This window comes from Pseudomonas sp. P65(2024), assembly GCF_057480955.1.
Genome location: NZ_JBLIYX010000005.1, coordinates 330,307 through 338,309, shown reverse-complemented (window position 1 = coordinate 338,309; position 8,003 = coordinate 330,307). Strand labels below are relative to the sequence as shown.

Sequence of the window (8,003 nt, the reverse complement as noted above, 5' to 3'; positions counted from 1 at the left end):
TTTGTACGGAGATCGGTTCATCAGGCCGACCTGGTGAAAGTCAGGGCCTGCCTGACGGCAGGCCGTTACCGGCCCGCACACAAAAAATCTGACACTTCCGCCCCAACGATCTCAGCCCTTGCGCGTGGTCCGACTCAATTGCCCATCCACCCCCACCGGCACCTCGCCAGCCAGGGTAACCCGGCGCACGATGCGCGGTTGGGTGCCGTAGTCATCCACCGCATAGTGCTGCGTCGCGCGGTTGTCCCAGATCGCCACGTCCCCCGCCTGCCAGCGCCAGCGCACGGTGTTTTCCAGGCGTGTCACATGCCCCTGCAGCAGCGCGAACAGATGCTGCGAGTCCGCCAGCGAATAGCCCTTGATGCGCTTGACGAAGTGCCCTAGCTGCAACGCCCGCTCGCCACTGATCGGATGCACCCGCACCACCGGGTGCTCGGTCTCGTACACCGTCGAGGTGAACACCTTGCGATAGCGCTCAAGCTTCGCCGGATCGACATCCGGCTTCACGCTGGCATAGTCGTATTCGTTGCTGTGCACCGCCCACAGCTTGTCGGCCAGTTCGCGCAGCGGCTCGGGCAGCTCCTGATAGGCTGCGGCGGTGTTGGCCCACACCGTGTCGCCACCGGCAGCCGGGGCCACCACACTGCGCAGGATAGAGGCCTTGGGGTAGGCGTCTACGAAGGTCACGTCGGTGTGCCAGGAGTTGGCCCGCTGGCCTTCTGCGCCATCGAGCTGCAGCAGGTAGCTGGTGCCATCGACCACCGGCACCGTGGGATGGGCGATCGGCTCGCCGAGCAACTGGGCGAAGGCCTCCTGCCCCACGTCGTCCAGGTGCTCCTGGGCCCGGAAGAAGATCACCTTATGGCGCACCAATGCCGCCTGGATGGCATCGATAGTGGCCGGATCGAGGTCGGCGGACAGCTTGATGCCACGGATCTCGGCGCCGATGCGCCCGGCAACGGGGTGGATGTCGAGTTCCAGGGTTTGCGGCGCGGTGGCCAGTGCGGCGTTGCTCATGGTCGTGCTCCTCACGGTTGTTGTCGGGTCAGCGGACGGCCTGGACGGCCTGGTCCTGCCGCTGGGCGGCATCGATGAAACGGGGTTCGATCCAGTCGGCCACCTGGAAGCCACGGCGGATCAGGCGCTCCTTGACGGCCAGGTCCACGCCCTGTTGCAGCAGGCCGACGAAACCGGCATCCAGGCGTGGGTCGAAGTAGTCGGCGAGGTTCTCCTCGGCCAGGTCGTCGCGCAGGATCGCCCTTGGCCAGTTGGCGGTGTTCGCCACCAGGTCCACATAGGCCTCGCGGTTACGTTCGTCGCGCAGCCACTTCACCGCCTGCTCCTGGGCGTTGACCACCCGCTGTACCAGGTCGGGGTGCTGGCGGATGAACTCGCCGGTACCCAGCAGCACCGCCTGGGTGCTGCCGGCGCCTTTCAGGTCCCGGGAGTTGACCGGGAGCTCGACCAGCCCTCGCTCGCGCAGCGACAGCAGGCTGGACAGGCCCCAGGTGGCGTCGATCTGCTTGGCGGCCAGGGCGGCGTTGGCCGCGTTGAAATCGAGGTTGATGACTTTCAGCTCACGTTCGGACAGCCCCTGGCTGGCCAGGGCGCTGGCGAACGACAGCTGGTTGGCGGTGCCGCGGAACACCGCCACGCGCTTGCCCTTGAGGTCCTGCAGGCTGTGGATGCCCGAGCCCGGCACCACGCCGAGGTAGCTCTTCACCCCACGCACCCCGGCCGACAACACGCGGGTGTCGAGGCCGTTGGCCTTGCCGATGATCGCGGCCAGGTCGCCCAGGTAGGCGAAGTCCGCCTGGCCGTTGGCCAGGGCCTCGTTGACCACGGGGCCGGCGCCCTTGAAGAAGCGCCAGTCGATACGGATGCCGTCCTTGGCGAACTCTTTCTCCAGCAGTTGCTGGTCGCGCAGCACATCCACCACGCCGCCGGCGCTGGGCTTGCTGCCGGCGCTGAGGTCGGGCACGGCGATACGGATCACATCCGGCTGGGCGGCATGGGCTGCCACGGGCAGGGCGCTCAACAAGGCGGCGAGCAACGGGCTGAGCAGATGGCGGAAGGCGGTTTTCATGGCAAGGCTCCTTGGCAGGCTGCCACCGGCGATGGCCGGCGCTATGGGCCAGAAGCTAGGCAGGTCCGGTTAGAACCTACAAAGATCAAAACTTCATTTTTTAGTAACCAGAAGACATAAACGAGGCGCCATGCGGGACGCCGGGCGGCTTGCAGAGCACGCATGAAAAATATGAGGAAAACGCAATGCCTCGGGGGTTTCGCATGCAGCAGGCGCATGCTCTTATCTCCTGAATATCGCTTGTGAGAATTTTTAATTCCATAAACGAATAAACAAGGAATGGTTTGTTTGAGAGGTGCCTTGATGAGCGAAGTCTTGAGCGTAGGCCAGCGCCGTCGATGGAGGCCGCTACGTGGTCCTTTCGCGGCACAAGGCCGCTCCTACATACCGTGGGCCGTGCCGCTGGTGGTGGCGGCATTGTGGATTATCGCCAGCCGTGAACACTGGATGAGCGAGCAGATCCTGCCTGCGCCGTCGCTGGTCTGGCAGAGCGCGCTAGAGTATGGCTCCGGTGAGCTCTGGGGCCACCTGTGGATAAGTCTGCAGCGCCTGGCCTGGGGACTGCTGGCGGGAATCGCCAGCGGCCTGCTGCTGGGTACCTGGCTGGGTGGATCGCGGCGAGCGCAGACCCTGGTGATGCCCACCTTCGTCGCCCTGGCACAGATCCCAACCCTGGCCTGGATCCCGCTGTTCATGCTGTTCTTCGGCATCGGCGAGCTGCTCAAGCTGGTGGTGCTGGTCAAGGCCGTGGTGGTGCCGGTCACGCTACATACCCTGGTCGGCGTGCGCGACGCCCAGCCCAAGCTGCGCGAGGCTGCCGCCGTCCTGCGCCTGCCCCCTCACCTGCTGTTCCTGCGCCTGCTGCTGCCCGCCGCGCTGCCGGCGTTTCTCGCCGGTGTGCGGCTGGCCCTGGCCACTGGCTGGACCTCGCTGCTGGCCGTGGAGCTGCTGGCGTCCAGCGAAGGCATCGGCTACCTGATGGTCTGGGGGCGGCAACTGTTCATGCTCGACCTGGTGTTCCTCTGCATCCTGGTGATCGGCCTGGTCGGCGCGCTGATGGATCGCGGCTTCACGCGCCTGGAGCGCGGCCTGTTGCACTGGCCGCAACCGGCCACGGGCGAACAGCTGCGCGGCCAGGTGCCACGCGGCTGGCAAAGCCTGCTGCTGCCTGCGGGGCTGTTGCTGCTGTGGCAGGCCGCCAACAGCCTTGGCTGGGTCGACGCCAACATCCTCACCTCGCCGCTGGAAGTGCTGCGCAGCCTGTACGCAGGCCTGCTCGACGGTTCATTGCCCGAGGCCCTGCGCCTGAGCCTGCAACGCACCCTGGCCGGGCTGCTGCTCGGCGGTGGCGCGGGCTTCGTACTGGGCCTGCTGCTGGGCCTGTCAGCCAACGCCGAACGCATGCTCGGCCCGAGCCTGTCGGCGCTGCGCCAGGTGGCGCTGTTCGCCTGGGTGCCGCTGCTGACCGCCTGGTTCGGCCTGGGTGAAGGCGCCAAGCTGGTGTTCGTCGCGCTGGCGGCGTTCTTCCCGCTGCTGATCGCCACCCAGCGCGGCATCGCCAGCCTCCCGCCACAGCTGGGCGAGGCGGCCCAGGCCCTGCGTCTGGACCTGCCGCACCGGCTGCGTCTGCTGGTGCTGCCCGGCGCCGCCCCGGCGATCTTCGCCGGGCTGCGCCTGGCGCTGATCTACGCCTGGCTCGGCACCATCGGTGCCGAGTACTTCATGCCCTCGGACGGTGGCATCGCCAGCCTGATGATCGGCGCCCAGCAATTGTTCCGCATGGACCAGGTGATGGCCGCCATGGTCCTGATCGGCCTGGTCGGCGCCCTGCTCGGCCACCTCGGCCAACGCCTCGAATCGCGCGCCACGCGCTGGAGATCCGCATGAACGCCTTCATCACCCCGGCCCTGCACGCGGCCAACCAACCCGACGCCACGCCGCCACTGGTCAGTTTCGAGGGGGTCGGCAAGACCTTCAGCGTCGATGGCCAGCCCTTCGAAGCGATCCGCCACTTCGACCTGTCGATCAACGAAGGCGAGTTCATCGCCATCGTCGGCTCCTCCGGCTGCGGCAAGTCCACCCTGCTGCGCCTGCTGGTGGGGCTGGACACCGACTACAGCGGCACGATCCGGGTCGACGGCCAGCCGGTCGACGGCATCGGCGGCGAACGCGGCATCGTGTTCCAGGAGCACCGCCTGTTCCCGTGGCTGACGGTGGCACAGAACATTGGCTTGGGGCTAGTCAACGAGACGCTCACCCAAGGCAAGCGCGCCCGGCGCGTGCACGAGTACGTGCAACTGGTGGGCCTGGTCGGCTTTGAGTCGGCCTACCCGCACCAGCTGTCCGGCGGCATGGCCCAGCGCGTGGCCATCGCCCGAGGCCTGGTGGCCAGCCCACGGATCCTGCTGCTGGACGAGCCCTTCGGCGCCCTCGACGCGCTGACCCGCCAACAGCTGCAGGACGAACTGCTGGCGATTCGCGAACGCTCGGGGATCACCATCCTGCTGGTCACCCACGATGCCGAGGAGGCGACCTACCTGGCCGACCGGGTGGTGGTGCTGGAGCCGAGGCCGGGGCGGATCAAGGCGGTGGTGGAAATCGACCTGCCGCACCCGCGCCAGCGCACCGGCGTGGCATTGCATGGCTTGCGCGAAAAGGTCCTGCACCAGATCACCGGCAACGGCGGGTACCTGAAGCCGGCGGTACAGCGGGTGGAAGGGCTGCGGCCAGAGCTGATCGCACTGTGACCGGCACCCGCTGTCCCCCGGGAAAAAACTCCACAGATCAAGGCCATGGACGCCACCGACACAGATGGGTATCATGCGGCCCGTTGCACTCGTAGCTCAGCTGGATAGAGTACTGCCCTCCGAAGGCAGGGGTCGTGGGTTCGAATCCCGCCGAGTGCGCCATGACATCAGCAGTCACTCGTGTATGTTCACCGGTGCCGGCAAGCAAAAGCCCCGCTCAGATCACTCTGGCGGGGCTTTTTCGTTTCCGGTGTCCCGTCCTACGCTGCGAGAGGAGGGTCCAGCAGGCCTGCACTAGTCCTCAGCATCAATGAAGTGAGACCAGGGTTAAAGCGGGCCCAGAGATCAGTCCAAAGCGGCCAGCCTTGAGCACTTGAGGGCTGGATAGGCGACCGCTCACAGCTGAAAACAGTCGACTCGCCACGACTGCTGAACTACTCGGCTTAGCGACCGGCGACCCACTTATCTTTCGACCCAGAGAATTGTTATAACTTCAAATTAAATATAACAATCAAAAAATACTGTTTAATAGAAATGCTTTTAATAATTGTAATTTATTGATTTTTATTACTATTTTTTCCCAATATTTCATTGCCTCTACATGAGCGAGGAATAGGGCTTGTAATGCAAAAAAAAATGGGTAAGGCTTGCATCCTTCCCTCCGAAAGCCAGCCTGTATTCCTGCAAGAACCTGGGCCGACTCAAGAGGGGAGTGACAAACCTACCCACCTTTAAACAAAGTGATCATATCATGGCTGACAACGTAACGAACCACCGGGTGCGTGAGCTGGAGCGAAAGGTAGCTGGCCTGCAAACTCAGGTTCAGATTCTTCACTCCCTCCGGGACACGGATAACAAAAAACACGATCGCCAGATTCGCGATCTGGAGATCAACGCCGCCGTTAGCAAGGGTGTTCCCAAGAAGGAAGTGGCGAAAATCTTCAAGCTCTCTCCTGGCCGCATCAGCCAACTGACCCGCCGCTCGGCCTAACAACGGCGTAACCTGCTTGTTCAAACAGACGGCGAGGATTCCCTCGCCGTTTTTCGTTTGCAAACTACGCTCTACCGTCACCCACGTGTTTGCACGGTGACGGCAAAAGCAAAGCCCCGCTCAGATCGCTCTGGCGGGGCTTTTGCGTTTCCGGGCCTCAGCCCTGCACGATGATCTGGCCCTGCAGGTCTCGGACCATGGTCTCGATGACCGGCTTCATCGCCTTGAACTCCTCAGGCGTGCACACTGCCTTCGGGTGCTTGAACTGCATGCGGCGCTCGACCACCACGGCGTTGCCGTCACGGGTGTAACGGGCGCTGTAGTCGAAACTGCCTTCCTTCACGGCAACGGCCTTGGGCGTCGCCAGGACGGTGACCCCGGCCGGGAACTCGAAGCGCGATTGCTCCAGCGTTTCGTTGGAGATGCAGACGAAGCCCTGGGTGCGCTCGTTCTCGGTGGCAAAGCCATAGACTGACTGGGCGATGCCGCCCACCAGGCTGCTCAGGGCTGGCACGCCCACCGGGCCGGGCAGGTTCACCAGGTTCTCGGTATGGCCCTGGACCTGGCTGCGAAAGTGCTCCGGCGCCGTCGACGGCTGGATCAGGATCTTGCCGCTGCCCCGTTGCCCGTAGGCATTGAGCACCTGCTCGACAATGCGATCGAGGTCCGTCGGTTTCATCGTCTTGGCGCCATAGCGGTTGACCTCGCTGGCCCAGCCTTCGATGGTCGAGTCGCCGGTGAAGTCCGCGGCACCCGTGTCCTTGACCTTGAACAGCATTTCACCGACCTGCTTGCCGAACTGGGTGGCCGGGGTCTTGCCGAACACGCCGGTGGCGGTCAGCAGCGTGGTCTTGTCCAGGTCCATCAGCGGCAGGTAACCGGCGGCCACCGACGGGTCGGTCGAATCCAGGTACAGGTCGAGGCTCGGCACATAGGTCAGCACATGGTTGAGCACACCGAGTGTCGGCACCTTCGGCAGCTGGTAGGCATTGCCGAGGTTGATCAGCGCCGGCGAGCTCTCGATACCCGCCGCCTTGAGCAGCGCCTCGAGCAGGGCCACATGGTCCTTGCAGTCGCCATAGCGGTTGTCGAGCACGCTCTGCGCCGCGTGCGGAACCACGCCACCGGCACCGACATAGACCGCCACGTAGCGGATGTTCTCACGCACCCAGTCGCTGAGCTTGAGCGCCTTGGCCCGGGCGTCGGGCAGGTTCGCCGTCAATTGTCCGGCCAACGCGGCAATGGCCGGTGTCACTTGCACGTCGGCGCGCGCCTGGTAGCTGGCGGCAAGCCCTGCGTAGTCCTTGAAGGTCGAGACCGCGAGGTACTGGCCATAGTCCAGGTAGGACACGGCGCTCGCCTCGATCCTGGCCCTGTCGGTCGGCACGAAGTCCCAGCGGTAGACCTTGCGGCCCTTGCCGGCCTTGGGCGTGGACGCCTTGAAACCACGGGCGTCGGCATACAGCGGCAGGTCCGCCGGCAGGTCGTAGATCAGCGAGAACTGCTCCACGGGGTGAAATTCCGCCGCGGTGAGGTCCTCGAAATGGCCGGGGAACAGCGCGGTGGTGCGATGGCGCTTGTAGCGCAGCACCAGGCGGTCGCCGACGGCCACTTCCGGGAAGATCACCACCTTGACCCGGGAGTCCTGGAACATCGGCGCGTAGGTGGACGCCTGCTCCTGCTGCTCCTTGATCTGCGAGGCGTCGACCATGACCTTGCGCCCGTCGGGCTTCTGGGTGAAGGCCTGGTCGACCTCCAGGGTCTCGTACCCACGGTTGTAGCTCAGTGCTTGCTGGGCCTTGGCCTGGATGGCGCGCTCTTCGTTGATGCGCGAGACCGATTCGACCGCCACCTGGAAACTGCCGTCGCGCTGCACGGTGAAGGTCTGCACGACCTTTTCAAGGGTGACGGAGTGGTCGGTGCCATCGTCCCGAGCCTGGGCAGGTGCGATGCAGGCCAGGGTGAATGCCAGCACCCCGGCCAGGGGTGCAAGGTAAGACATGAACATGAGGATCCTTCTCTTGTGACGCGAGGGTTATTACAAAAAACGCTAATGATACGTATTTTTATCATAAACCTGCAGGCCGCGCCGTATATGAACGCTTGCACGTTTGTGCAGAAAAGCACATTGCCACCTCTCCCGTGCCGGTGGTCATTGGTGATAGCGTGGGCATCTTCC

At 64.3% G+C, this 8,003-nt stretch carries 6 protein-coding genes and 1 tRNA gene; 4 read left to right on the top strand and 3 right to left on the bottom strand.

Annotated elements, in window-relative coordinates; all coding sequences use genetic code 11:
- Nucleotides 1-111: 111 nt before the first annotated feature.
- Complete coding sequence (locus tag AC25MA_RS10635; RefSeq protein ID WP_062359903.1) at nucleotides 112-1,017, bottom strand: TauD/TfdA dioxygenase family protein; 906 nt, start codon at nucleotides 1,015-1,017, stop codon at nucleotides 112-114.
- Between the two features lie 28 nt (nucleotides 1,018-1,045).
- Nucleotides 1,046-2,086, bottom strand: a complete 1,041-nt coding sequence (locus AC25MA_RS10630; RefSeq protein ID WP_486972007.1) for an ABC transporter substrate-binding protein — start codon at nucleotides 2,084-2,086, stop codon at nucleotides 1,046-1,048.
- Between the two features lie 303 nt (nucleotides 2,087-2,389).
- On the opposite strand from AC25MA_RS10630, the gene AC25MA_RS10625 reads away from it, so the two are divergent.
- The 4 genes from AC25MA_RS10625 (at nucleotide 2,390) to AC25MA_RS10610 (ending at nucleotide 5,824) form a co-directional block, all read left to right on the top strand.
- On the top strand, nucleotides 2,390-3,973 hold the full coding sequence (locus AC25MA_RS10625) for an ABC transporter permease (RefSeq protein WP_288520205.1): 1,584 nt from the start codon (nucleotides 2,390-2,392) through the stop codon (nucleotides 3,971-3,973).
- On the top strand, nucleotides 3,970-4,833 hold the full coding sequence (locus AC25MA_RS10620) for an ABC transporter ATP-binding protein (protein ID WP_486972006.1): 864 nt from the start codon (nucleotides 3,970-3,972) through the stop codon (nucleotides 4,831-4,833). Before AC25MA_RS10625 ends, AC25MA_RS10620 begins: the two co-directional genes overlap by 4 nt.
- An 85-nt stretch (nucleotides 4,834-4,918) precedes the next feature.
- Nucleotides 4,919-4,995 (top strand) — tRNA-Arg (locus AC25MA_RS10615).
- A 589-nt stretch (nucleotides 4,996-5,584) separates the two neighbouring features.
- Entirely contained in the window at nucleotides 5,585-5,824 is a 240-nt protein-coding gene (locus AC25MA_RS10610) for a hypothetical protein (protein WP_197866685.1), read from the top strand.
- A gap of 157 nt (nucleotides 5,825-5,981) precedes the next feature.
- Here the strand turns inward: AC25MA_RS10610 and AC25MA_RS10605 are convergent, their stop codons facing one another.
- Nucleotides 5,982-7,826 carry a DUF3857 domain-containing transglutaminase family protein gene (locus AC25MA_RS10605; protein WP_486972005.1) on the bottom strand — a complete coding sequence of 615 codons (1,845 nt, stop codon included), beginning with the start codon at nucleotides 7,824-7,826 and terminating at the stop codon, nucleotides 5,982-5,984.
- Nucleotides 7,827-8,003 lie beyond the last annotated feature (177 nt).

Coding starts and splice junctions, on each gene's coding strand:
- AC25MA_RS10605 (WP_486972005.1), bottom strand. CDS start 7,826: ATGTCTTACCTTGCACCCCTGGCCGGGGTGCTGGCATTCACCCTGGCC.
- AC25MA_RS10610 (WP_197866685.1), top strand. CDS start 5,585: ATGGCTGACAACGTAACGAACCACCGGGTGCGTGAGCTGGAGCGAAAG.
- AC25MA_RS10620 (WP_486972006.1), top strand. CDS start 3,970: ATGAACGCCTTCATCACCCCGGCCCTGCACGCGGCCAACCAACCCGAC.
- AC25MA_RS10630 (WP_486972007.1), bottom strand. CDS start 2,086: ATGAAAACCGCCTTCCGCCATCTGCTCAGCCCGTTGCTCGCCGCCTTG.
- AC25MA_RS10625 (WP_288520205.1), top strand. CDS start 2,390: ATGAGCGAAGTCTTGAGCGTAGGCCAGCGCCGTCGATGGAGGCCGCTA.
- AC25MA_RS10635 (WP_062359903.1), bottom strand. CDS start 1,017: ATGAGCAACGCCGCACTGGCCACCGCGCCGCAAACCCTGGAACTCGAC.